The sequence below is a fragment of the Paenibacillus sp. B46(2026) genome (assembly GCF_056786355.1).
On sequence record NZ_CM165907.1, the window covers coordinates 227,943 to 251,652 of the forward strand.

At 47.6% G+C, this 23,710-nt stretch carries 19 protein-coding genes; 17 read left to right on the plus strand and 2 right to left on the minus strand.

Features of this window, described 5'->3' with window-relative positions:
* Positions 1-49: 49 nt before the first annotated feature.
* Both AC1S8V_RS01085 and AC1S8V_RS01090 read right to left on the minus strand, forming a co-directional pair.
* The gene (locus tag AC1S8V_RS01085; protein WP_482072095.1) at positions 50-1,036 is read right to left on the minus strand and encodes a 2-keto-3-deoxygluconate permease; all 987 of its coding nucleotides are present in this window, start codon (positions 1,034-1,036) and stop codon (positions 50-52) included.
* 165 nt (positions 1,037-1,201) lie between these two features.
* Positions 1,202-2,884 (minus strand): PrpR N-terminal domain-containing protein, encoded by a 1,683-nt coding sequence (locus tag AC1S8V_RS01090; protein ID WP_482072096.1) that lies wholly within the window; start codon positions 2,882-2,884, stop codon positions 1,202-1,204.
* 230 nt (positions 2,885-3,114) lie between these two features.
* On the opposite strand from AC1S8V_RS01090, the gene AC1S8V_RS01095 reads away from it, so the two are divergent.
* The 17 genes from AC1S8V_RS01095 to AC1S8V_RS01175 all read left to right on the plus strand — a co-directional run bounded on the left by AC1S8V_RS01095 (position 3,115) and on the right by AC1S8V_RS01175 (position 23,697).
* Positions 3,115-3,333, plus strand: coding sequence for a hypothetical protein (locus tag AC1S8V_RS01095; protein ID WP_482072097.1), 219 nt, complete (start codon positions 3,115-3,117; stop codon positions 3,331-3,333).
* A gap of 240 nt (positions 3,334-3,573) precedes the next feature.
* Entirely contained in the window at positions 3,574-4,281 is a 708-nt protein-coding gene (locus AC1S8V_RS01100) for a PspA/IM30 family protein (protein ID WP_482072098.1), read from the plus strand.
* 128 nt (positions 4,282-4,409) lie between these two features.
* On the plus strand, positions 4,410-5,441 hold the full coding sequence (locus tag AC1S8V_RS01105; RefSeq protein ID WP_047841485.1) for a TFIIB-type zinc ribbon-containing protein: 1,032 nt from the start codon (positions 4,410-4,412) through the stop codon (positions 5,439-5,441).
* A complete protein-coding gene (locus tag AC1S8V_RS01110) occupies positions 5,438-6,238 on the plus strand; it encodes a TPM domain-containing protein (RefSeq protein WP_482072099.1) in 801 nt (266 codons plus the stop codon). Before AC1S8V_RS01105 ends, AC1S8V_RS01110 begins: the two co-directional genes overlap by 4 nt.
* A gap of 78 nt (positions 6,239-6,316) precedes the next feature.
* Positions 6,317-7,366 (plus strand): SPFH domain-containing protein, encoded by a 1,050-nt coding sequence (locus AC1S8V_RS01115; RefSeq protein WP_482074357.1) that lies wholly within the window; start codon positions 6,317-6,319, stop codon positions 7,364-7,366.
* Positions 7,367-7,613: 247 nt separating this feature from the next.
* The gene (locus tag AC1S8V_RS01120; protein WP_341131828.1) at positions 7,614-7,844 is read left to right on the plus strand and encodes a DUF896 domain-containing protein; all 231 of its coding nucleotides are present in this window, start codon (positions 7,614-7,616) and stop codon (positions 7,842-7,844) included.
* Between the two features lie 131 nt (positions 7,845-7,975).
* Positions 7,976-8,929 carry a ring-cleaving dioxygenase gene (locus AC1S8V_RS01125; RefSeq protein ID WP_482072100.1) on the plus strand — a complete coding sequence of 318 codons (954 nt, stop codon included), beginning with the start codon at positions 7,976-7,978 and terminating at the stop codon, positions 8,927-8,929.
* A gap of 115 nt (positions 8,930-9,044) precedes the next feature.
* Complete coding sequence (locus tag AC1S8V_RS01130; RefSeq protein ID WP_482072101.1) at positions 9,045-10,133, plus strand: low temperature requirement protein A; 1,089 nt, start codon at positions 9,045-9,047, stop codon at positions 10,131-10,133.
* Between the two features lie 266 nt (positions 10,134-10,399).
* Complete coding sequence (locus AC1S8V_RS01135) at positions 10,400-13,183, plus strand: glycoside hydrolase family 3 C-terminal domain-containing protein (RefSeq protein ID WP_482072102.1); 2,784 nt, start codon at positions 10,400-10,402, stop codon at positions 13,181-13,183.
* Positions 13,184-13,371: 188 nt separating this feature from the next.
* The gene (locus AC1S8V_RS01140) at positions 13,372-13,563 is read left to right on the plus strand and encodes a hypothetical protein (protein ID WP_062837718.1); all 192 of its coding nucleotides are present in this window, start codon (positions 13,372-13,374) and stop codon (positions 13,561-13,563) included.
* 444 nt (positions 13,564-14,007) lie between these two features.
* Complete coding sequence (locus tag AC1S8V_RS01145; protein WP_482072103.1) at positions 14,008-14,772, plus strand: copper homeostasis protein CutC; 765 nt, start codon at positions 14,008-14,010, stop codon at positions 14,770-14,772.
* A 30-nt stretch (positions 14,773-14,802) separates the two neighbouring features.
* On the plus strand, positions 14,803-16,284 hold the full coding sequence (locus AC1S8V_RS01150; protein WP_482072104.1) for an alpha-L-fucosidase: 1,482 nt from the start codon (positions 14,803-14,805) through the stop codon (positions 16,282-16,284).
* The gene (locus AC1S8V_RS01155; protein ID WP_482072105.1) at positions 16,265-18,034 is read left to right on the plus strand and encodes a beta-galactosidase; all 1,770 of its coding nucleotides are present in this window, start codon (positions 16,265-16,267) and stop codon (positions 18,032-18,034) included. The genes AC1S8V_RS01150 and AC1S8V_RS01155 overlap by 20 nt, the downstream gene beginning before the upstream one ends.
* Before the next feature lie 267 nt (positions 18,035-18,301).
* Complete coding sequence (locus AC1S8V_RS01160) at positions 18,302-19,168, plus strand: sugar phosphate isomerase/epimerase family protein (protein ID WP_482072106.1); 867 nt, start codon at positions 18,302-18,304, stop codon at positions 19,166-19,168.
* Positions 19,169-19,421: 253 nt separating this feature from the next.
* The gene (locus tag AC1S8V_RS01165; RefSeq protein ID WP_482072107.1) at positions 19,422-20,480 is read left to right on the plus strand and encodes a Gfo/Idh/MocA family protein; all 1,059 of its coding nucleotides are present in this window, start codon (positions 19,422-19,424) and stop codon (positions 20,478-20,480) included.
* Positions 20,481-20,871: 391 nt separating this feature from the next.
* Positions 20,872-22,287, plus strand: a complete 1,416-nt coding sequence (locus AC1S8V_RS01170) for an alpha-L-fucosidase (protein ID WP_482072108.1) — start codon at positions 20,872-20,874, stop codon at positions 22,285-22,287.
* A gap of 432 nt (positions 22,288-22,719) precedes the next feature.
* Positions 22,720-23,697 carry an ABC transporter permease gene (locus AC1S8V_RS01175; RefSeq protein WP_482072109.1) on the plus strand — a complete coding sequence of 326 codons (978 nt, stop codon included), beginning with the start codon at positions 22,720-22,722 and terminating at the stop codon, positions 23,695-23,697.
* The last annotated feature ends 13 nt before the right edge of the window (positions 23,698-23,710 follow it).

Genomic DNA, 23,710 nt, shown 5'->3' on the forward strand with positions numbered 1-23,710 from the left:
TTATAAGCACAATTTTATAAAAAATCCGTTCAGATCAGGTGATACCCATTTATGTGCTTGGTCTTTGATTGTATTTCTCGACTCCGCCTGATTTCTCCAGTCGTTTGGATAGGAACCCGATGAAGATCGGCAACAGGATAGCCGTAGTAACAACACTCGCAGCAATCTGTACCGTTGCAATCTCAGCAATAGGGCCAAATGAAGCATTAGCAGCCACGATGGCCGCAGGTGTACCTACCGCATTCCCGGCAGTTGAACCTTCGGAAGCACCAACGATGGGATTCCAGCCAATGGCTTTGAACAACAGGTATCCGATTCCGCCTGTGAGAAGCACGGTCAGAACACCAAGCATAATTCCACCAAGTCCACCTTGGATGATCGAGGAGAAGTTGATTCCCATACCCAGTGAGAAGGCGAAGAACGGAACAAGTTTGTCGCTGCCTTTGTGCAGCCACTCCGCCAGATTGCGGTCCAGATTACCAATAATGACACCAACGATAAGCGGAAGCAATACAGCAACGAATGCCATAGGAGAGAACATGCCGTTGGCAAAGCCCATCGCACCAAAGATGGAGAGCGCTACCATGGTTAGGAATGGACCGTCACTAAGCGCGAGGAACGGATAGGCTGCTTTGTCATCTTCCTTACCGTATTGACCAGCGAGTGCAATGTACAAACCGCCGTTGGAGTTGGTCATTGCAGCAATAATGGCAAGTGGAGCCAGACCCAGGAATAACCCGCTTGGGTCGGCAAACAAAATGGCAATGAGACCGATTGCTGCACCGATTGCCCATTTTACGACAAGCAAGGTAACACCCTTGCCGACCGATGCACCTGCTGTTTTGAACGTAATCTGTGTACCGGCAATCAACAGGAACAGTGCAATCAGCGTACTGGCGCTGTTAACGAAAAGAGCTTCCGTGAATCCGCCAATGCGCAAGGCATTCGGGAAGAATGTATTGATGGTTGCACCAAGTAACAGGGGAACGACCATCATACCGCCAGGGATGCGATCTAATGCTGCTTTAATGTTCATAGTAGTAGCTCCTTATGAAGTAATCGTTTTTATGAAGCGCTTGCAGGAATTATGTTATCCCATATCGTTTAATATAGCAACAATAAATTATTGTAAATTTTAAATACATGCTAAACTGTTTAAAAATGCAACATATAAGGCGGTAAAAAAGACGTAAACTTAAAGTTAATCTTTAAGTTTACGCCATAATGTGGCCCGGTTAATCCCCAGACGCTCTGCGGCCTTCGATTGATTATTATTTTCCTCCTGGAGAACGAACTGAATAACTTCTTTCTCAATCTCCTTCAGCGTACCGTTCAACCTCATTTGGCTTGAAGCGGGTTGCTGATCCAGCAAGCGGGACAAGGTAGCCGTGGTGATGACATAATCCTGTTCGTTGAGTGCAGCCTGCTTGATCAGATGCTTCAACTGGTTGACGTTCATCTGTGTAATCTGATCCCGAATCAGCTGTAGCGCATCTTCTTTTATTCTCACGGCAGTGGTTCCGTACTTCTGGTAGTAACCCGTAAGGAAATGCTGCATCAGTGGAGCCAGATCTTCCGGTCTATCCGCAAGATTCGGCATCATGATGGTATTAAGCTCCAGATCGAGTGACCACTGTGGGTTCAAGGTCTGTTCCCCGAGTATAAACACCCCAATCTGACTTTGAAGGCAGTTTTGGATAAAGGAGAGTAACTCCGGATCTTCTATACGTGCTTCCATATGATTAATCTCAACATTTCGAACCTTGGCGAGTGGTATCTTGTGCAAATGACCGAGCGGAACTTGTGAGAGATCTATCTGTAATAGTAGTCCGCCACCGGAGTACATTTGATGAATATGTTTGACCAGAAAAGATTTACCGGAATCCGCTTCACCCAGCAGATAGATCGGTTCATGATTCTCGTAGAGTGCCCGAATGTTCTTCAATACCGACTGCATGGCAGGGGACTCAGCAACAATGGGCTCCATCGATGCGTCCGTAAAAGTTGTTATGCCGAATTGTGCAAAGGCATAGGGTTGTCCTTTTTCCAGCATATATACCTTGTAGCTCTTGTTGTTCAGAGTCGTTTCATAGGCGTTGACCGTGAGCTGGTAATCGTCCACCATGAACACATTTTGGATCTGGGATTGATGGAATTCCAGACTGGTGTTGGTCAGATATATGTGATTATCGGTCAGCGGATTTTCCTCAAAATCGGTCAGGTTCTCGAATACGACTTCATTCCGTTCATTTAGAATAAGCAAATTCGGATGTTCCTGTGTAACCAGGTCATTCAGTATGATTGATATCGCATGATTTTTGCTCAAATAACGGTAGACCAGCAGTGCATCCTCCATCGCTCTTAGGATGGATTCCTGGCCGGATTGGATCAACAATCCCTCTAAGCCATAGGTCTTCGCAGTGTTAACGGTGATCACATCTCCGACAATCTGGCGATAACCGGAGGCTTTTAACTCCAAAAGTAACCGTGCCACATCTTCTGAGCTATGTATGGTATAGACCTTGAGAGGCAGATCCATCAGATCAATAATGGATTGTGCACCAGAGGTGATGTTGGAGAAGCCAACGATGGCTGTCTGGCCGTTAAACTGGCTTGCCAGGGTAAGTGAACGAATCATATCGTAGCCCGATAACTGTACATCAATGACGGGAATAGTCACTGCTTTCTTAATCAATTGGGCCGTTCCGCCACGACTGATGATAATCTCTGCACCGTTTTTCTCAGCTTGAGTTGCTAATTCCACACCGTTCGCCAAATCGCCCACGTCCGTCTGAATGGTTAACTGGGGAAAGCGAGGAATGCACTCTTGTATAATAGGAATCATCGATTCGTAGGGAGCGATAAAATGAACTCGTGTACGCATAATTTTCCTGCCTTTTATAGAAATCATTGATCCCCTTATTATAGCCAACTTGCGGAGGAATGGCACCTTTGGGGAGAACCAACACGGTCATGTCTGCAAAATGCCTAAGTGGTATGTCGCCATAACTCTTCGAGTGGCATGTGATGAAGTACACTGAATCGAACCGTTATCTATTTCAAAATTAATGGATAATTGCACACGATAAGTGCGGAGAAATGAGGAGATTTCATATGGGAGATATTCATAATGTAGCTGAGCCGGATCACATCATTAAGGATGTTGTCGGAAAATTCCCTTGCAGGGTGCTGTGGAGTGAGGGCCGCCCATGCTTGGAGTATCAGAGGGAAGAGGGTGTGGCGTTAATAACCGAATACGTTCGCACAGTGTACAATGTTGAATTGCTGGATGTGTTTTTCACAGCGGTGGAGAGCCTTCCGGTCGAACCATAGATCAGGTAATGATTTATTAGAGTTAGAAAAGGATTAGATCTTAAGGAATGTTCGCATTTTTTGTGTGTTTTTACAGGATCATGAGGTGACACTATAAGTGCTCGTCTTTTCTTATATTGCGCAATTATGGTGTGGATTTGAAACGTAGGGACTCCACTTGCCATCGTGAAATGTGAAACGTATGTGGCCGTATTCATGTATTATAGTATACATATGAACTTTTCGGAGGAGGAACAAGTCATGGGAATCTTATCGAGGTTTAGAGACGTGATGAAGGCGAATGTGAACCACATGTTGTCTCGGGCGGAAGACCCGGAGAAAAGCGTGAATGAATATATGCGCAGTCTGAGTAGCGATCTGGGTCAGGTAAAAGCGGAGACGACAGCGGTATTGTCGGATGAGAGCCGGGCGAAGCGAGCATTGGATGAGTGCAACGCCGAGGTCAAGAAGTTACAGCGGTATGCGGAGAAATCGGCGGAGTCGGGAGACGAAGACAAGGCACGTGGTTTTCTGGAGAAGAAAGTGAAGCTAGCTGACAAATTGAACGAATTACAAGCCGCCTATGAACGTGCTTCCGCCAAAGCCAAGATGATGAAGCATATGAACGATAAACTGGTTGCAGATCTGGGGCAACTGGAAGCGCGGCATGCAGAACTGAAAGGTCGAATGGCAGATGCGAAGGCACAGCAGCAGGCCAATGAACGGAGTGCATCTGCGGGCAGAGCTGATGCTGCATTGAAAGCCATGGAAGACAAGGCGAACCAGGCGCTGAACGAAGCAGAGGCTTTGGCAGAACTTCGCGCTGGAGCACCGGAAGATGATTTGGACGAATTAATTGCCCAATTGGAGAGGGACATGAACGCGGATGCGGGTAATAATGAGAATGCGTCGCCAAGTGCAGAGGAAGAACTCGCAGCGATTCAGGAAAAGCTGAAGAAGCGGAGCTAAAAGCTTTTCGAAAGAAAGCTGCACCGGAAGCAAACACTTCGCCTTTAAGAGCGATCGGAAGGTTGTTCTGCCAGCGAAGTTATACAGTGTCAATTAGAATCATATTTCGTTAACATTGAGGTGAGCAGATGCCGGTTATTGAATATAAATGTCCAAACTGCGGCAGTGGCATGATCTTTGACAGTGTGTCAGGTGCATTATCCTGTCCCAGCTGCGGCCGCCAGGACAACATAGAGCAGATCCCCGATCCCCTGAAGAGACAAGTATTCACCGAAAATGAGGTCAAAGAATACCACTGTAACAGCTGCGGAGCTGACATTGTGACGGAGCCGGAGACCAGTGCGACGACTTGCAGTTTCTGCGGTGCAGCGGTTGTACTCAGTGATCGGCTGACGGGCAATCTGGCCCCCGCGATGGTGATTCCCTTTTCCATCAACAAGGATCAAGCCAAGCAGGCTTTCAAAAAGTGGTGCAAAAACGGTCTGTTAACGCCAAGTGGCTTCATGTCCGCCGATCGGATTCAGAGCATTACCGGCATGTACGTGCCGTTCTGGTTGTATGAGTTACATAACAAAATCGAAGTGCATGGACGTGGCACCAAGGTGAGATCTTACACCCAGGGCGACTACCATTACACGGAAACACAGCATTTCGATATATACCGCCGAATTCGGCTGAATTACGTGAATCTGCCCATTGATGCATCGGAGAAAATGAAGGATGAACTGATGGATAAGCTGGAGCCTTTTCCATATAACCAGTTGAAACTGTTCAAGACCCCGTATCTGGCGGGGTACATTGCGGAAAAATACAGTTATACGGACGAGGAACTTTTCCCACGGGCCAAAGATAAAACGAGATCTTATATTGATTCTTATATTGCTTCAACCGTATCCGGATATAGTAGCGTGAGCTACACGGACAAACAGATTGATACCACACTCAAAAATGCAGATTATGTGCTGCTCCCGGTATGGATGGTCAACTATGACTATAATCGTGCACAGTACACGTTTGCCATGAATGGTCAGACAGGTAAAGTGGTCGGCAAACCGCCGATCAGCAAAGCCAAAGTGGCCGGATGGTTCGCAGGAGTCTCTGCGGTCTCGTTGTTGTCACTGAAGCTGGTTTCCTGGATGATGGGAGGTGGATTCTTATGAGAAAAAGAATCCCTCTGGCCGTGATGGCTACGCTCATTTTACTGATGATCACCCTTGTTGCTCCGTTGATTCCCATGTCATCGGCATCCGCAGCGGAGAGCAAAAATCTCATCTACGATGAGGCCAACCTGCTGAGTGAGCAAGAGATAAGTGAACTGAATACACTTGCGAATCAGTATGGCGTGGAACGGCAGACGGACTTTGTTATCTATACCTCCAATAACGGGGAGCATAAAAGTGAAATACTGCTTACCGAGGACTTTTATGACGATCAGGGATTTGGTTACGATAAAACGCATGGAAACGCAGTTATTCTTACAATAGACATGTACAATCGGAAGATGTATCTGGCTGGTTTTTACAAAGGGGAAGAGTATATCGACAATGGCAGAGCCGATAAAATTACGGCCAAAATTGCCCCAGATGTATCGGATGGAAATTATAGATTGGCTTTTGAAAAATATTTGGAGCTCTCCTACGAATATATGGATCTTAAACCCGGGGTAAACCCGGATAATATCCTCTTCAATACGTGGTTTCAACTTGCTGTATCCTTGGCAATCGGAGGAATTGTAGTTGGTGTAATGACCCATCGTTCTGGCGGGCGAGTTACTGTCAATCGTGCAACGTATGAGGATTCCAGTAATTCCAGTGTAATTGATCGTCAGGATCGGTACATTCGTACAACTGTTACCAAACGCAAGATTGAGAAGAACAATAATAACGGTGGCGGAGGCGGCGGTGGAGGAACCACCCGAGGTGGCCATTCCCATAGCGGTAGCAGCCGATCTTTCTAGCATCACGGACAATCGCAATAACTTAACGCAGGCATGATGGCACACAATGCTTACTAAATAGAAGGGATGGAAACGAATATGGGATTTTTCAGAAATCAATTTTCGAATGTGGTGGAATGGGAAGAGTTCAGAGATGACATGATATTTTGGAAGTGGAGCAACCGGGAGATCAAGAAGGGGAGTAAACTCATTATCCGTTCCGGTCAGGATGCCATTTTCCTGAATAACGGTAAAGTGGAGGGGATTTTCGAGGACGAAGGATCGTTTAATATCGATTCCGAGATCATTCCGTTTCTTTCTACATTAAAAGGATTTAAATTCGGATTCAACAGCGGCATGCGGGTCGAAGTATTGTTTGTAAATACAAAAGAGTTCACCGTGCGCTGGGGCACACAAAGTCCGGTGTTGATTCCAACACCACAACTCCCGGGCGGGATGCCGATTCGGGCCAACGGCACATTTAATTTTAAAGTAAGTGACTATGTGACCCTGATTGATAAGATTGCAGGCATCAAGCAGAGCTATCTGGTCGAGGATGTCAAAATTCGAATCACTTCCGTGCTGGATCAGCTTCTAATGAAGTGGATTAGCCGTGAAGGGAAGGATATGTTCAACCTGCAGGCGAATGCATCGGATATTGCCAAAGGTATTCAGGAAGATCTGGATATGCAGATGATGGACATAGGCATTGGGATTACCGGTTTCCAAGTGATGAGCTTCAATTATCCAAAAGAGATTCAGGATATGATTACAAAGACCGCTTCGCATGAGATGATTGGTAATCTGCAAAAGTATCAGCAGGTCAGTATGACAGACGGTATCTCATCCGGTAAAGTACAGGGCGGCGGCGCAGCTTCGGATATGGCGGGCATGATGATGGGTATGAACATGGCCAATGAAATGATGAAAAACATGAACCAGAACCAAGGCCAGAATCAGAACCAGAACAACAATGCGGGTTCGTCTCAGAATCAGAATGCCGACCAGAAGCCAGAGGGCAATAGCAACGGTGATTCGAATACCTCTTCATCAACAGAAGGCAACAAGAAGCCAAACTTCTGCCCGAACTGTGGAGCCAAAAATGAAGGAGCCAACTTCTGTCCGAACTGTGGTCAAAAGCTAGGCTAATCAAATAAATACATGTAGGGCTAGTCCAGCAGTGATTGAGATATTGCGGAGCTAGCCCTTTTTCTTGTTTCGATTCATAGTTAAAGCAACATGGCGCAGAGCGGAAAGCAGGTTCATTTATTTTATTTTGATAAAAGAGTTGACAACCGATCACAAATCATTTATCTTTAATTTAAGATATTTAATTTAAATATAAATATCAACCCAAAACAAATATCTTTAATCCATTACATGAGGAGAGATCAAGATGATAATCCCAACATTGACCAGAATAAATGAACTTTCAAGAAAAGCCAAAGAGGGCGGATTGACGGAGATGGAGAAAGAGGAACAGGTTCGTCTTCGCCAGGAATATCTGCAAACTTTTCGCGGTTCGGTCAACGACATTCTGCTGAATGCAACCATCTATGATCCAAACGGCGATGACGTGACTCCTGATAAATTGAAACAAGAACAGGCCAATCAAAATAAAAACTAGCATATAATTCGCTAGATCATATATCTTAATTTAAAGATAATACAAACTTACTATAAATCAATTAACTAACTCAAATACTCTAACACCTACTCAATTCAAAACATGCTTACCAAACCAAGGAGGAATTAATCATGACTATTCAAACAGCAGGTATTCACCATATTACAGCTTTCGCAGGAGATCCACAGGCCAACGTTGATTTTTATGCCGGAGTTCTGGGACTTCGTCTCGTGAAAAAAACAATCAACTTCGATGCACCTGATGTGTATCATCTGTACTTTGGCGATGAACACGGAAGCCCGGGTACCATTATCACCTTCTTCCCATCCGCTGGATCACCACGAGGTAAAATTGGCGGAGGGCAGGTCGGCATCACTTCCTATGTCATTCCTCCTGGGTCGATTGGCTTCTGGCAGAATCGGCTGGAACAGTATAACATTGAGGTAACCAAAACAAGTCGCTTCAATGAAGACCTGCTTCAATTCGAAGATGGCGAAGGCCTGCGGCTTGAGCTTGTTGAACGGGAAGAGGGAGCAACCAGCACTTGGGCGCACGAAGGCATTCCAACAGATAAAGCAATCAAAGGCTTCGGTGGTGCTGTCCTGTTCAGTGTTAACCCGCAAAGAACGATGGATGCTCTTGAGAAAATCATGGGATTTGTCAGAGTGAGTGAAAATGAAGAGTATGCTCGTTTCCGGTCCAGCGGGGATATCGGTAATGTCGTAGATGTTCCAGTGACCCGTATGGCTCTGGGTATGGGCGGCGCAGGAACCGTGCACCATATTGCATGGCGCGCCAAAGATGATGAGGAGCATGCACAGTGGAGTGAAGCTGTACGTGATTACGGGTACCAACCGACTCCAGTTCGGGATCGTCAGTACTTTAATGCAATTTACTTCAGAGAAGCTGGCGGCATTCTGTTTGAAATTGCTACAGATCCTCCGGGCTTTGCCAAAGATGAACCTGCTGATTCGCTTGGACAAAAATTGATGCTGCCTGAGTGGTTTGAGAAATACCGCCCTCAAATTGAAGGCAATCTGCAACCAATTGAAGTAAGAACGCTCGTACCTGCTACAGTACAATGAAGTAAGGTAGATGGCGCTCAGAGCTTTTCCTCTGGGCGCGTCACCAAGTCAGCGGGTAGGTAACTGAGTGAGCAACAGGCGTCGGATTATGAGAAAAACCAAAGGAGCATGAAGGATGATGGAGAAAAAGGTTACCTGGCTGGAGCTGTTTTACGATCTGCTCTTCGTAGCAGCGGTCGCCAAAGCGGGTCATGTCTTGTTGCATGCTGAACACGGAGTAATTACGTTTGAATATCTAATGAAGTTTGTGCTTATTTTTATCCCTGTTTGGTGGGCATGGGTCGGTCAGACCTTGTTTATTAACCGTTATGGGCAAGACATCCTGATCCATAGAATATTTCTCATCCTTCAGCTCCTGTCCGTTATGGTTATGACAGCGAGCCTCTCTACCCATTTTGACCAATACTACCTGTCCTTCTTCATAGGGTATATCGGTTCACGGGCTTTTACGGCCATTCAGTATCTGACGGTTCACAAGTCGAAAAGCGAGCATCAACAGCAAGCTGCTCGTTACTTGGGCACCTGTTTCCTCATTGGTATATTGATCTCATCGGGTTCATTATTCTTCGATTCCTGGTTACGCTACGTGATTTTGTATGCGGGGATTGCCGTGGATATTGTACTTCCGCTGATCGGACGCAAAAATCTGGTAAAAGTACCGGTTCAGACCCATCACTTGTTGGAACGTTTTGCGCTCTTTACACTCATCCTGCTGGGTGAATCGGTAGTTAGTATTATCGCAGTGCTGCAAGCTGATCATTGGGATATGAAATCCATCTTGTTTGCTGCCTTTACGTCCATATTTGTCATTGCGATATGGTGGCAATACTTCGACAACGTGGAGAAAAAGGTCAGCAAAGAGATTCAGACTGCCGGGCAAGCGATCATATACGGCCATCTGTTCATCTACATCTCCATGAGTATGATCGCTGCTTCAATTCAGCTGTTGTATCAGAATCAGTTAAACTATGTGTTCATGCTGGGGTTTGTGTTTGGATCGGCGCTACTGTACTTTCTCTCGACATCACTTGTGTTCCATCGTTACAGACATGCACATCTACGACTCGGCCCACGTCATCTGGCGGTCATGGTAGGGCTGCTGGTGGCATTTGTCCTTGTTGATCTGATCTATCGGGTTCCGGGTTATGTCATCATGGGCGAAGAGATGTTATTCTTCCTGGTATATGCGAAACTTACAACTTGATATAGTGATCTAAAATGGAGAAAAGTCACGGACGACAGGCGTCCGTGGCTTTTTGTTATGCCATTAATCGTGGACAAGCCTTCATAATATAAATTAAGCGCAAATCTAATTTAATTTCTTCTATAGAATCTGTTAATATGAGACTATGTACAAGTGAATCTACCAGATCATAGAATATCTTTTTTATAAAATGAGCGTACGTTTTGTTAGTTCATTTTATATATAGCGATTCGTAGATATGGGGATGACAATCAGGAGGGAAATCATTGAGCACACATCAAATCGGAGTTCCATTGGAAGGGTTTGCAGAGTTTAGTCGTACGGTTGCCGCAGAAGGAGCCGTTTTACTCAGAAATGAAGGCCAAGTGTTTCCACTTCGCGAAAACGAAAACGTTTCAGTTTTTGGTCGAATTCAAGTCAATTATTATCGCAGCGGTACAGGTTCAGGCGGTAGTGTTCATGTGGCTTATACAACGAATCTACTAGATGGTCTTCGCAGCAAAAAGAATATAACGGTCAATGAAGAGCTTGCAGCTGTCTATGAGAAGTGGATTGAGGAAAATCCATTTGATGACGGCGGAAAAGTATGGGCGGCCGAGCCATGGAATCAGAAAGAAATGCCTTTGACCGATGAACTGGTTGCACAGGCTAGAAGCAAATCCAGCAAAGCCATTATCGTGATTGGGCGTACAGCAGGAGAAGACCAGGATAACGCGGATGCGCCAGGAAGTTACCAACTGACAGAAGATGAGAAAGCGATGTTGAAGCAAGTTACTTCACAATTTGAACACACGATCGTTGTGTTGAATGTCTCGAATATCATCGACATGAGCTGGTTAAACGAAACGTATCTACATCCGATCCAAGGCGTAATTTACTCCTGGCATGGCGGTATGGAGGGTGGAAACGCAATTGCCGATGTACTGGCGGGCGACGTTACACCGAGTGGTAAACTGACAGATACGATTGCATATTCCATCGAAGATTACCCTTCGACCAGCAACTACGGCAATGAGTTCAAGAACCTGTATCAGGAAGATATCTATGTAGGTTATCGTTATTTCGAAACGTTTCGACCTGAGCGAGTACAGTATGAATTCGGTTACGGCCTGTCTTATACGACGTTTTTGACCCAGCATGAAGAAGCGAAATCCGTGTCCAAAGACGGCGAAACCTACATTGAAGTTCGTGTGAATGTGACCAACTCAGGTACAACATATGCGGGCAAAGAGGTTGTGCAGGTCTATTATGAAGCACCACAAGGCAAACTGGGACAACCGGTAAAAGCTTTGGTAGCTTTCGGCAAAACAAGATTGTTGCAGCCAGGCGAGTCGGAACTACTGGTAATCTCTTACCCGGTCTATGACATGGCATCTTACGATGATGCGGGTGTTACAGGCCATGCTTCCGCATACGTATTGGAAGAAGGCACATACCGACTGCATGTAGGAACCAGCGTGAAACAAGTGCAGCACATCCGCATCGATGGTCAGGATGGATATATAATTGAATCCCTTCAATTGGTGGAGCAACTGCAAGAAGCGATGGCACCAACCGAAGATTTTACACGGATGAAGCCAGGTCCGCGCAAGGAAGATGGATCATATGAACTGACTTATGCCGAAGTGCCGAAGCGTAAGGTATCCATGGCGAACTGGATTGAGCAGAATCTTCCGCAAACGCTGGAGCAGACGGGTAATCAGGGCTACAAGCTGAGTGACGTTAAGGCTGGCAAAGTGAGTCTGGAAGCCTTTATCGCCCAACTAAGTGATCAGGATCTGGCGGCGATTGTCCGTGGCGAAGGCATGAGCAGCCCGCTCGTTACTTCGGGAACGGCATCCGCATTTGGGGGTGTCAGCGACAGCCTGTTTAACTACGGTATTCCGGTAGCATGTACGGCAGATGGCCCGTCCGGTATTCGTATGGATAGTGGCGAGAAGGCAACACAGGTATCCATTGGTACGTTGCTTGCAGCGACATGGAATAAAGATCTCGTTGAAGAGTTGTATGTGATGGAAGGACAGGAACTGCTGAGAAATCAGGTGGATACCCTGCTCGGACCTGGACTCAATATCCGCCGGAGCCCGCTCAATGGCCGGAACTTTGAGTACTTCTCCGAAGATCCACTGATCTCGGGTGTATTTGCGGCAGCATGTACGAAAGGTATTATGAAGGGTGGTTCCAATGCCACACTGAAACACTTTGCCTGCAATAACCAGGAGAAACACCGCAGCAAAGTAGATGCCGTTGTCTCCGAACGTGCACTGCGTGAAATTTACCTGAAAGGGTTCGAAATTGCAGTAAAAGAGGGCGGAGCCAACTCCATCATGACCTCCTACAATCCGGTTAACGGACACTGGGCGGCATCCAACTACGACCTGAACACCACAATTTTGCGCGGTGAATGGAATTTCGAAGGTATCGTAATGACGGACTGGTGGGCGATTATGAATGATGTGACCGAAGGTGGAGAGGCTGATCGCAAATACACCAACTGGATGATCCGTGCGCAGAATGATCTCTACATGGTTGTACCGAACTACGGCGCAGAGATCAACGGCTGGGACGACAATACGATTGAATCCTTGGAAAATGGAACATTGACTCGCGGAGAGCTGCAACGCTCGGCGATCAACATCTGCAAGTTCATCATGAATGCACCAGTGTTCGGCAGAAAACACGAGATCGTGGAGAACGTCGCTTCGTTCCAAGCGAATGCATCCCTATCTGCTGCACAAGCTCAGGCGCTGGTTGAAAACGCACAGGTAAAACCTGCGGTAGCTGAACCCGTCTACATGAAAGTGGACGAGGCAGGCCATTATCGGATTATCGTACAGATCATGTCTCCTGAGCCGGAATTGGCTCAAAGTGCATGTAACCTGCTCCTGAATGACCAGTTGGTAACCACCATCCAAACGAATGGTACGGAAGGCAAATGGATCAGACAGAAGCTTGTCAAAGTAGACCTTGAAGCAGGACTGTATGAATTGAAACTGGACTTCACGAAACCTGGCCTCCAGATTGATTGGATCGAATTCAAGCAGGTGTAGAAGAGAATCGAAATATCAGGTGATAACAGCAATCGAAAGGTTGTTCTGTCATCCAAAGCAGAATACGTTGGTATATGACAAAGGACACTGTACGCGGGTGTCCTTTGTTGTAACACAGAATAGCTACTGTTATGATAGTGTTATGAGATTCGTAGTTCTGAACAATGGGGTCAGGGGTGTTGCGAAGAATGAGAAATTATAATTTTTTGAGTCCAATCCTGCTGGTTGTGGTGGCGCTGATTGTAAGAGGCCTGGTGACTAACCTGGGAGTTCTTTTCGGCTTATCACAAGAAGTAGCGAGTAATATTGCCATGATTGCCATGATCATTGCTGCACTGATCATGTTTAATCGAATGACGAAGGCTAGGCGTAAAAAATAGAAAAAGCTCGGATAACCAGAAGGTTATCGTAGACATGAAGACACCCTCCAGGTGTCTTTTTTTGTATTGACGTTCTGATCCTAACGTTTTAGACTATTGCTAATAAATAATAACATTATAAATAACAAAAATAACAAAACTCATTAGATAAAGTGATGAAATCCGTTGCGCTCTCTATTTGCTAGCCCATTCCGGTCCCCAAAGGAGAATCCAATCATGAAGATCATTGCCGACAAACCATATATCGTTCAGGAAGGTCAGCCTTTACAGATTGCGAAGCTGACTATCGTCAAATAATGATGAAGAAGGACCGCAGGAGCGCTGATGAAGCGTTCAGTCGGTCCTTTATGTCATGGAGCAGGCTGTGTGCAGTTCGAGAGATGTCTATCGATACGGGTTAACGGTTCTGGAATAATCTACGATGAAGTGAAGGGAGCGATCCTTATGAAGAGACAGCCGGTATTGGAAGTCATTGCTGTGGATGTGGAAGATGCCAAGGCAGCTGAGGAGGGAGGGGCCGATCGGATTGAGCTGGTGTCTGCGATGTCCGAAGGAGGGCTTACCCCCAGTTATGGCGTCATGGAGCAAGTGCTGTCCCAAATCTCCATCCCAGTGTATGTCATGATCCGTCCGCATAGCCGCTCGTTCCGCTATAGCGCAGATGACATCCACGCCATGACCCGGGATGTACGTGTGGCAAGGGAACTTGGAGCCGCTGGCATCGTGATCGGCGCCCTCACCGGAGCTGGTGAAGTGGACCTTTTATCCATGCAATCATGTATGGCCGAAGCTCAGGGTTTGGGCGTTACGTTTCATCGTGCAATTGATGTGAGCGCAAGTCTCACTGAGGCGCTCAAGGCCATTAACACATTGGTCAACGTGGAGCGTGTGCTTACATCGGGAGGGAAACGGACAGCGCCTGAAGCCATACTGGAACTGAAACAGCTTCAGGAACTGGGGCAAGCACTGAACATCGCTGTCATGGCAGGGTCGGGGGTCACCATAGAGGGAATTCAAACACTAGTGAGTCAGACGGGTATCACGGAAATCCATATGGGATCAGGCGTGAGGTACGAAGGCAGCTTTAATTATCCCATTGATCGACATTTGGTTGAAGAAGCCAAGCAGCAGTTATTGCTTGCATCACAGCCATTCATGGACAGTAGTGCACTGAGTAGCGGTCCAAGCAAGGGTGGTCCAATGATATAGGGATGGGCTAAATAAAAGGAGTGATACGCCATGAATTATGAACTGCAACCAGCCGAATGGATTAAGTCCGCAGCACAGGTCAGCCCATCCGAACGCCAGCTGAGATGGCAGGAGATGGAGTTCTACGCATTTATTCATTTTACGGTAAATACATTTACGGATCAGGAATGGGGCACTGGGGAGGAAGACCCGGCGATTTTCAATCCTTCTGAACTGAGCGCAACGCAATGGGTGCAGGCGTGCAAGGCTGCGGGGATGAAGGGGCTGATCTTGACGTGTAAGCATCATGATGGATTTTGTTTGTGGCCAAGTCAGTTTACAGCGCATACGGTCGCGGCTAGTCCGTGGAGGAACGGTACGGGGGATTTGGTTCGGGAAGTCGCCGATGCCTGCCGTGAGGGCGGATTGAAGTTTGGCGTGTACCTGTCTCCTTGGGATCGGCATGAGGCCACTTATGGGGATTCCGAGAGGTATAACGAGTTTTTCCTCCATCAGTTGCGCGAGCTGCTCACGGATTATGGCGACATCTTCTGTGTATGGTTCGATGGTGCATGTGGTGAGGGTCCGAATGGCAAAAGGCAGGTCTATGGCTGGGACGCCTATTATGCGCTTATTCGTGAACTTCAGCCCGAGGCTGTCATCTCAGTATGTGGTCCGGATGTTCGCTGGTGTGGCAATGAAGCGGGACACACACGGGAATCGGAATGGAGCGTTGTGCCAGCGCATATGCAGGATAATGAGAAGATTCAGGAGCAATCGCAGCAGGTGGATGATGGTGAGTTTGCCACAAGGATCAATACGCAGGACAGTGACTTGGGAAGCCGGAAGGTCATTCGTTCCCAAGGTGACCAACTGATCTGGTACCCTGCCGAGGTGAATACTTCGATTCGCCCAGGATGGTTCTATCATGCCAGTGAGGATGATCAGGTCAAAACATTGGAAGAACTGCTCGCCGTCTATTATGGCGCAGTGGGGGGCAACGCCACCTTTTTGCTCAATCTGCCACCGGATACGCGTGGTCTCATTCACGAACGGGATGTGGAGCGACTACAAGAATTGGGAGATTCACTGCGTACCATTTTTCAGGAAAATTTGGCCTTGCAGGCGCTGGTAAAAACATCTGAGACGATGGATGAACAGCATACCGTATCGGAGGTGCTGACGGAACGACGGGATAGGTACTGGTGTCCTCATGAAGGAACGGAGCAGGCTTGGATCGAGCTGGATTTGCAGGAGGAACGATCATTTGACCGGGTGGTGCTGATGGAACATATCCAGACAGGCCAACGGATTGAGCGTTTTACACTGGAGTCACAGAGGGCAGATGGTGGTTGGGTAGAGTTCTATACGGGGACGGTGGTGGGCTACAAGCGAATTTGCTGTTTCCCAAAGGTCACATCGAGAAGGGTGCGATTAACCATTCATGAATCCAGATGGTATCCTGCGTTGTCCGGGTTAGGCATATATCTGAGCGAGCGGGGAGGGTTGTCAAATGGCGTTGCTAACGTATAAAGGTTCACATTTCATGTATTATGGCGAGCCCATTCGGATTTTGTCGGGTGCTATCCATTATTTCAGAGTGGTCCCCGAATATTGGGAGGATCGGTTACTCAAGTTGAAAGCCTGCGGTTTCAATACAGTGGAAACGTATGTGCCGTGGAATATTCATGAGCCGCAGCCGGCGCAGTATTCTTTTGAAGGCATGGCTGATCTGGAACGATTTATTCGTATTGCGGGAGATGTGGGTCTACATGTGATTGTTCGTCCAAGTCCTTATATATGTGCGGAGTGGGAGTTTGGCGGATTACCTTCCTGGTTGCTCGCTGATGATGATATCCGTCTGCGGTGTAATGATGCAAAATTTCTGGCGAATGTGGATCGGTATTATGATGTGCTTTTGCCCAAATTGAAACCTCTTCTTAGCACCCATGGCGGGCCGATCATCGCAATGCAAATTGAAAATGAGTACGGCAGCTTCGGGAATGACGCGAGTTACCTGCAATATTTACGTGATGGCATGGTAGAGCGCGGTATGGATGTGTTGTTATTTACCTCGGACGGACCGACAGACCACATGCTGCAAGCGGGATCGGTACCGGGGCATTTGGCTACGGTCAATTTTGGATCAGGGACGCAGGGAGCGTTCAACAAGCTGCGTGAATATCAGGCGTATGAACCTTTGATGTGCATGGAGTACTGGAACGGCTGGTTCGACCACTGGGGAGAGTCACATCATACCCGAGAAGCCGCAGATGTGGCTGGTGTGTTTGAGGAGATGCTTCGAGCAGGAGCTTCGGTTAACTTTTATATGTTCCACGGCGGAACGAACTTTGGATTTTACAACGGGGCGAACTGTCAGCAGAAGGATCAATACGAACCCACAATTACAAGTTACGACTACGATTCACTGCTTAGTGAATCCGGGGAGCCGACAGCGAAATTCCATGCCGTACGTGATCTTATTGCTCGGTATAGCGATGAAGATCTGGTTGAGCTTGTGTTGCCAGAATCGACGGGGACCATCGCTTATGGGCGAGTGGAGTTGAATCAGCAGGCGTCATTACTTACACAATTGGACCGGATATCCGTCCCCGTGCAGCGTACGAATCCGGAACCGATGGAGAAGCTGGGTCAGGATTATGGCTTTATTTGTTATCAAACCCGAATTTCCGGGCCTAGGGAGCAACAGGAACTGGTGGTTCAGGAGGTGCGTGACCGTGCGCTTGTGTTTGTTGATGGGCAATTTCAGGGCGTGTTGGAACGGGGGAATATAGCAGTATCGATTTCTTTTGAAGTACCGCCAGAGGGAGCAGAACTATTGATCCTTGTTGAAAATATGGGGCGAATCAACTATGGTCCGTACCTGAGAGATCCGAAGGGCATCACCGAGGGTGTGCGACATGGCTTTCAATTTTTATATGATTGGACGATTCATTGTCTGCCATTAACTGATCTGTGGGGTTTACAATTCAGTGATGTGATTAGCGAAGCAATTAACGAAGCACAGGAACCGACTTTTTATCGAGGAGAGTTTAATATCACGGATGTAAGAGATACTTTTCTGCGTCTGGATAGCTGGACCAAAGGGGTTGTATTTGTAAACGGATTCAATCTGGGGCGCTACTGGAATAGAGGGCCGCAAAAAACGTTGTATGTACCTGCCCCGCTTCTTCGTGAAGGTGAAAATGAAATCATGGTATTCGAGCTTCATCAGACGTCTGAACTGGCCGTAACGTTTGTGGATACACCAGATTTGGGCTAGGAAAAGGAAAATAGTAGAGCCAAACGATTATTGAGAATTGTCGTGTCCGCCAGAAAAAGGTATACGTTGGGTATGGACATCGACTAGGGCGTGTCTGAAAACTCCGAAGGACGCAGATTTTGCCGAATTTTCGTTCCAAGCAAGGAGATTTTCCGCAGGCGTGCCGGGGCACGTCAAGGGAAAGTGACGCAGCAGGGGGCGAAAAGGCGGTAAAAGATGCACTTCAGTGAGTTTTGAGACACGTCCTACAGGAGAGGATGAGGGAAAATGAAAGTTGGACTCAGCACCTACAGTCTACAACAAGCACTGGATCGCAAAGAATTAACCGTGCCGGATGCCATTCGCTGGATTGCCGATCAGGGCGGGGAGCATGTGGAGATTGTTCCGATGGGATTCAGTCTGATCGAACATCCGGAGTTGATTGATGAGATTAAAGCTGTGGCAAACGAGGTCGGGATCGACATTTCCAATTATGCCATCGGCGCTAACTTTGCTGTGCAGGAGGACGCCGAAGCGTTAGAGCAAGAGATCCAGAATGTGATGCGACATGTAGATGTGGCCGCTGCGTTGGGAGTGAGACTGATGCGTCATGACGTGGCTTTCCGCCCTGCACCAGAGGGAACCGTAGCCCAGTTCGAGGTTGACCTACCATTACTGGTGAAGGCCTGTCAGCGGATAGCCGATTATGCAGCGGGTTTTGGAATTACAACAAGCGTGGAGAACCATGGGTACTATGTGCAGTCGAGTGAGCGAATTCAGCGTTTGCTACACGAAACAGCGCGGAGCAACTTCAAGACCACGCTGGATGTCGGCAATTTCCTCTGTGTGGATGAAGATCCGGTGAGTGCGGTGAAAAATAACATTCGGTACGCGTCGATCGTGCACGCCAAAGACTTCTACTGGAGACCTTCCTACCGGAATCCCGGTGAAGGTTGGTTCCAAACCTCGCATGGCAATTACCTGCGCGGTGCCATTGTGGGCCATGGCGATATCGACATGCCAGAGGTATTCCGTGTGTTGAAACAATCCGGGTATGATGGATATATCTCGATTGAATTTGAAGGCATGGAGGATTGCAAAACGGCCTCACGCATTGCCATGGATAACGTCCGCCGCCTATGGGAAGAGGCATAGGGCTGAGTACTTGTTTTAAATGAATAAAATTGAATCAAATTTTAAAGAAGGCGTGAGTAACAGAGGGGAAGCTTGGAACTGTAGGAGCGTTAGCGACCGCCTTTGTCTGCGGATTTCAACCGCTAGAGCGGTCAATAAAAGAAATTTGCAGACAACAGCGGCCGAAAGTCCAAGCATTCACCGTCGTTACGTTAAGCCGAATATTATAATTTCTTGAGTTAATTCATATGAAAACGATGGAGGAATCAGCACTATGTCCAAATTGAAAGTCGCCGTCATCGGTGCCGGATCCATATCCGATTGCCATTTGCAAGCCTATGCCAGTAACCCTGACGTTGAAATATACGCCATCTGCGACCTGAATGCAGAACGTGCTGCAGAAGTCGCGAAGCAATATGACGCACCTCACGTGTTTACCGATTACAAGGAACTGCTCGCAATGCCCGAGATTCATTCCGTCAGCATCTGTACATGGAACGACTCCCACGCGGAGATCAGTATTGCTGCCCTGGACGCGGGCAAAAACGTGTTATGTGAGAAACCACTCTGCCAAACGGTGGAGGATGCCCTCGAGGTAGAGAAGGCCGTTCATCGCAGTGGAAAGCTGCTGCAAGTTGGTTTTGTTCGCCGCTATAGCGACAATACACAGATTCTGAAGAAGTTTATCGACGAGGGTGAACTGGGCGAGATCTATTATGCCAAAGCCTCCAGTCTGCGTCGTCTGGGCAATCCGGGTGGCTGGTTCTCGGATATCAACCGCTCCGGCGGCGGTCCACTGATCGATATCGGGGTACATGTGATCGATATCTGCTGGTATCTGATGGGCAGACCAAAGGTAAAGTCCGTCTCTGCTAACGTGTCCAACCGATTGGGGAACCGCTCGAACATTAACAATCTGTCGTTCTACAAAGCAGCGGACTATGATGCGAAGCAGAACACCGTTGAGGACATGGCGAACGCTCTGATTCGTTTCGAGAACGGTGCGAGCCTGCTCGTGGACGTCAGCTTCACACTTCATGCCAAAGCGGATGAGACCTCGGTCAAACTATATGGAGACAAAGGCGGTGCCGAGCTGGAGCCGGAAATTTCGATTATTGGCGAGAAATTCAATACCATTTTGAATATGACCCCACAGGTGGATTTCAAATCTTTCGACTTTATGGGCTCGTTCCGCAATGAAATCAACCATTTTATCGATAGCACGCAGGGCCGCAAAGAAACCCTTAGCCCCGTCGAGGACGGCGTCGAGGTCATGAAAATGCTCTGCGCCATCTACGAATCAGCACGCCAAGGCCGCGAAATCACGATATAAAAGGGACACAACAACACGAAAATGCTACGACACTCACAACGATGTGCAGACTACACCCCTAAATATTTAAACTAAACGTTTACGCCAAAACGGAAAGTGAGAACCAATCCGAAGCAGCGAAGCTAAAGCTTCGGGAGATCCTACTACACTAAAAGTGACAGGATTTGATATGTCCTTCTTAGTTGAACTAAACGTTTACACGATAACGGAGAGGGCAGAAAAAATCTGAAGAAGCGGAGCGCTCGCCTTTATCCCCGGATTTCCCCTTTAGGGAAATAATCATAAAAATCTGGGGATAACAGCGATCAGAAGATTATTCTGACCGCGCAGTGGGCTAGTGTAAAGCTATGTGTTCAGCGTATGACATCTAATCCCAAGGAGATGAAACAGGATGAGCGAAACCAAAGAAACCGTACTGGAGCAGGAAGAGCAGATTGTCGAAGCCGGGGTGCACAATTTTAGCAAAGAGGAAGAGTGGATCAAACCGGAAGATCCACTGCTGAATGAGCGGTTGGAGTGGTTCAAGGACCAGAAGCTGGGGCTGATGATGCACTGGGGGCCGTATTCCCAGCTTGGCCTCGTCGAATCCTGGGCGCTGAGCGACGAGGATGGCGATTGGTCGCGCGATGACATCGACTGGACGGATGACATGGAAGACTTCAAGCGGGAATACTTCGATCTGAACAAAACCTTCAATCCGATTCGTTTCCAACCCGAAGAATGGGCACAGATGGCGGCAGATAACGGGTTCAAATACTTCCTGTTCACCACCAAGCACCATGACGGTTTCTGCATGTGGGATACCAAGACGACCGATTACCGGATTACGGGCAAGGACACGCCTTTTCATACCCATAAGTATGCGGACATTTGTCGAGCACTGTTTGACGCTTTTCGGGCCAAAGGACTGGGCATCTCAGCGTATTTCTCCAAAGCGGACTGGCATACCCCGTATTACTGGGCACCGGGCATGGAGCGTGGACGTCATATGTGGCGCGGGCCCTCGTATGACCCTCATAAGTATCCGTGGCTGTGGGAGCAATTCGTGGAGTTCACACATGAACAAATCATGGAGCTGCTGACGAATTACGGACGGATCGAATGTCTGTGGCTGGATGCTGGATGGGTGCGCGAAGGTCGCCATGGTCAGGATATACGGCTCGGCGAAGTCGTGGAACGGGCGCGTCAGACCACACAGCCTTGGCTCCTGTCTGCAGATCGCACCGTGGGTGGGCCGTATGAGAATATCGTTACCCCCGAGCAGACCATACCGGAACATCCGATGAACATTCCATGGGAGAGCTGTATTACCGTGGGGAACTCCTTTGCCTTCGGATTCGATGATCAGTATAAAACGGGAAGACAGCTGGCACATATTCTACTCGAAGTCGTGTCCAAGGGTGGTAACCTGGCACTGAATGTAGGACCGCAACCCGATGGACGTCTGCCAAAAGGGGCAATTCGAGGTATTAAGGGCCTTGGTGAATGGCTGGGTACTCACGGAGAAGGCGTCTATGGAACCCGGATATGCGGGCCATATTTTACGAAAGATTGGGCTTTCACGCAGAAAGAAGAGATCAACACCGTATATGCCTTCCGTATATACCGAAACGAGAATGAGACCGTACAACCACAGTTAATCATTCCTTATCTTGAAAAGGTAGAGCAGATCGAACTCATCGGTAGCGATGATGTACTTTCGTATCAGCAGACAGAAGATGGGCTTCTTGTGGATCTGCCCCAATCCGTTGCAACCAGTGCAGCACCCATCACACATACGTTCAGGCTAGTCACAAGAAGCGCATAGAGGTTGTTCAAAAAGTCCCCAATTGATCACGAAGTAGCCCATGAAGCGAACTCGACATCGAATCTTACGTTCACCTTCTCGGTGCTGAATCGTTGACTTTTTGAACAGGTACGCATAGAATGCCATGTTAATTCCGGGGGAGATATAGCAGCCTCCGGGATTTTTATATTCATACATAAGGGACACAATTCCCAATAGAAAAGGCCCGCAATCGCTTGCTACATAAGGGTTTTTAGAATAAAGAGAAGTCGGAGAAAATTGCAAATTGATAAAAGATTACTGTACGAGGTACTATCAAATCAAGAAAGCGCTACCTGATATGAATGTTTACATCATATTTGTTGAAGAAGGAACTAAGAACAGAAAAAAGGATGTTTAAGGGATGTAAATGTAATGTATTATTACACTTGAGGTGTAGAAGGAGTGACGCAAATGAGTCGAGCTACGGAAAGCATACCCGCCAAGATGGAACTCCAGCAGAGGAAACATGTGGAGCCCAAGCGGCAGCATCCATTCATCAAAAGCCTCAAGAAGCACTGGGAGCTATACCTGCTCGTGCTGCCCCCGGTGTTGTACCTGTTGATCTTCAAGTACATTCCTATGGTGGGTGTCCAGATCGCCTTCAAGGACTTCAGTGTAGTCAAAGGAATCTGGGGAAGCCCGTGGGTCGGATTCAAACACTTTGAAGCCTTCTTCCAATCTCCAAACTTCTGGCTACTGATCAAGAATACGATAGGCATCAGCTTCTATTCCTTACTTGCGGGTTTCCCCATTCCGATCCTGCTGGCCCTGGCGCTGAATGAGATTCGAACGGGTTACTTCAAGAAGACCGTACAGATGGTTACCTACGCTCCGCATTTTATCTCCACTGTTGTCATGGTATCCATTATCATTCTGATGCTTTCCCCGCATGTGGGCGTGGTAGACAAGCTATTTACACTGCTCGGCTTCCCGATGACCAACTTCATGGGCATTCCAGAATACTTCAAATCGATCTATGTCTGGTCAGGTGTCTGGCAGGGCATGGGATATTCATCAATCATATACATTGCAGCCCTTGCTGGTGTTGATCCATCTCTCTATGAAGCAGCAAAGATGGACGGCGCATCAAGGCTTCGGAAAATCTGGCACATCGACCTTCCAACACTCGTTCCAGTCACCGTCATCATGCTGATTCTGAGTCTGGGAAGCATTATGGGCGTGGGCTTTGAGAAAATATACCTGATGCAGAATCCGCTCAACACTAGCGCTTCGGAGGTTATCTCCACGTATGTGTACAAGGTCGGTCTGATCGGGGCGAATTTCAGCTTCTCCTCGGCAGTAGGATTCTTCAACTCCATTATCAACCTGATCCTGCTGGTTATCGTCAACGGCATATCCCGCAAAGTATCCCAGAACAGCTTGTGGTAAAGGAGGAGCTTAT

Coding starts and splice junctions, on each gene's coding strand:
- AC1S8V_RS01175 (WP_482072109.1), top strand. CDS start 22,720: ATGAGTCGAGCTACGGAAAGCATACCCGCCAAGATGGAACTCCAGCAG.
- AC1S8V_RS01115 (WP_482074357.1), top strand. CDS start 6,317: ATGGGATTTTTCAGAAATCAATTTTCGAATGTGGTGGAATGGGAAGAG.
- AC1S8V_RS01165 (WP_482072107.1), top strand. CDS start 19,422: ATGTCCAAATTGAAAGTCGCCGTCATCGGTGCCGGATCCATATCCGAT.
- AC1S8V_RS01150 (WP_482072104.1), top strand. CDS start 14,803: ATGAATTATGAACTGCAACCAGCCGAATGGATTAAGTCCGCAGCACAG.
- AC1S8V_RS01105 (WP_047841485.1), top strand. CDS start 4,410: ATGCCGGTTATTGAATATAAATGTCCAAACTGCGGCAGTGGCATGATC.
- AC1S8V_RS01090 (WP_482072096.1), bottom strand. CDS start 2,884: ATGCGTACACGAGTTCATTTTATCGCTCCCTACGAATCGATGATTCCT.
- AC1S8V_RS01125 (WP_482072100.1), top strand. CDS start 7,976: ATGACTATTCAAACAGCAGGTATTCACCATATTACAGCTTTCGCAGGA.
- AC1S8V_RS01110 (WP_482072099.1), top strand. CDS start 5,438: ATGAGAAAAAGAATCCCTCTGGCCGTGATGGCTACGCTCATTTTACTG.
- AC1S8V_RS01095 (WP_482072097.1), top strand. CDS start 3,115: ATGGGAGATATTCATAATGTAGCTGAGCCGGATCACATCATTAAGGAT.
- AC1S8V_RS01170 (WP_482072108.1), top strand. CDS start 20,872: ATGAGCGAAACCAAAGAAACCGTACTGGAGCAGGAAGAGCAGATTGTC.
- AC1S8V_RS01155 (WP_482072105.1), top strand. CDS start 16,265: ATGGCGTTGCTAACGTATAAAGGTTCACATTTCATGTATTATGGCGAG.
- AC1S8V_RS01160 (WP_482072106.1), top strand. CDS start 18,302: ATGAAAGTTGGACTCAGCACCTACAGTCTACAACAAGCACTGGATCGC.
- AC1S8V_RS01085 (WP_482072095.1), bottom strand. CDS start 1,036: ATGAACATTAAAGCAGCATTAGATCGCATCCCTGGCGGTATGATGGTC.
- AC1S8V_RS01100 (WP_482072098.1), top strand. CDS start 3,574: ATGGGAATCTTATCGAGGTTTAGAGACGTGATGAAGGCGAATGTGAAC.
- AC1S8V_RS01130 (WP_482072101.1), top strand. CDS start 9,045: ATGATGGAGAAAAAGGTTACCTGGCTGGAGCTGTTTTACGATCTGCTC.
- AC1S8V_RS01145 (WP_482072103.1), top strand. CDS start 14,008: ATGAAGAGACAGCCGGTATTGGAAGTCATTGCTGTGGATGTGGAAGAT.
- AC1S8V_RS01140 (WP_062837718.1), top strand. CDS start 13,372: ATGAGAAATTATAATTTTTTGAGTCCAATCCTGCTGGTTGTGGTGGCG.
- AC1S8V_RS01120 (WP_341131828.1), top strand. CDS start 7,614: ATGATAATCCCAACATTGACCAGAATAAATGAACTTTCAAGAAAAGCC.